We start from the raw sequence: 1,455 nt of genomic DNA, 5'->3' as shown, positions 1-1,455 counted from the left end.
TTTTTTTTTTTTTTTTTTTTTTTTTTTTTTTTTTTTTTTTTTTTTTTTTTTTTTTTTTTTTTTTTTTTTTATATATATTTTTCTTACTTTCCTTCTACCTTTTTACTTTTGTAATGTCTTGCCCCCTTAGTAAGCTTCTTCCTTTCTTTTTCTTTTTATTCTTCTTTTCGTCCTCTTGTTCTACCTCCAAATCTTTATTAGGTAAGGGCGTTTATAAAGTAAATAAACACTTTTAGAGTAGTAGGAGCCGGATTATAACAAGGGTAGAGGTTTTTTTTATAAATATAGGAAGAAGAAGGTATTCGGAGGCGACTAAGTCGATCAACTAGAACCTATACGGTCTTGAATGAATTGTTAGGGAAGGGCAGGTAAATAATTGATAGTAGGAAAGAAGAAAAAGAAGAAAAAAAGAAAAAAAAAAAAGAAATTTTGAAAGTAGTAGAAGAAGAAGGGTAGTAGAATTTAGGGGGTATAAACAGTTAGTAGAGTAGGTAGGGTGTTAGGTGGCTTTGGTTGTATGGGTAGGGAGGATATGTTGAGGTTAGTATATTAATAAAGAAGGTTGAATTGGTAAATGTAAAAAGAAAAAGATAAGAGTAATATGAATACTTTTGGTATAGTTATAAGATGTTGTAAATTATATTAGGGAAGATAAAAAGTAGTTAGCTTTTTACTTAGTGGAAACGTAGTTTGAGTGGACGCTGTAGGGTAGGCACGTCTGCTTTATATAAGAAAGGCGCGGCCGAGGTTGAAAAGGTGGAAGAGGGAAAGGCAGTGAAGGGTGGTACTTACCGAGTGCAGGGTAGGCAAGAACGACCGGGTAGGTAAGGAAGGCGCAATCGACCTTTGGAAGCCGAAGTTTTGAAAAGGAAAATTGCGAGTAGGTAGCGCTTATTAAGTGTAGGGTAGGTAAGAACTACAGGGTAGGTACGACGGGCCTGTATGAGAAAGGTAAGATCAAAGTTGAAAAGAAAAAAGTAGTAGGCGGGTAGTACCTACCGAGTGCAGGGTAGGCAGGAATGACCGGGTAGGCAAGGAAGGCGCAACCAACTTGACGAGGAAGGCGTGGTCTTTGTGAACTTGGAGCGAGATTCCTGAGAAGGTGCGACCCAGTTGGGTGGCTGGGTGGCCGTGAGTCGATTTTTAAAATTTCCCATACTGGGGAATTTCGCGGGAGTTGAAAAGTCGCGGCTCAGACCGTCGGGCCGCACCGTCCCCAGACTCGAGGTCGGAGGGTATACAAGAAGGAGCGGCGGAGAGCAATGGGAAAGAGCGAGCGGTAAGACTGCTCGGTCGTCCCTGCCTCCGGCTCCCTCTTACAGGTGTGGGCAAGGACGTACAGGGCCTGCTCCACCTGGAAGCCTTCTGCGGGAGGGCTGCTCTGGCCTGTGGCCTAGGCACCTTCCCGCGGTAACCTGCAAAGGAAACCAAGTTCCAGTTCATGGAGCGTTGTTA

It is taken from the genome of Paenibacillus silvae, from assembly GCF_014639235.1.
Classification (GTDB): domain Bacteria; phylum Bacillota; class Bacilli; order Paenibacillales; family Paenibacillaceae; genus Paenibacillus; species Paenibacillus silvae.
The sequence above is the reverse complement of the archived record's forward strand: the minus strand, read 5'-3'. Positions refer to the sequence as shown.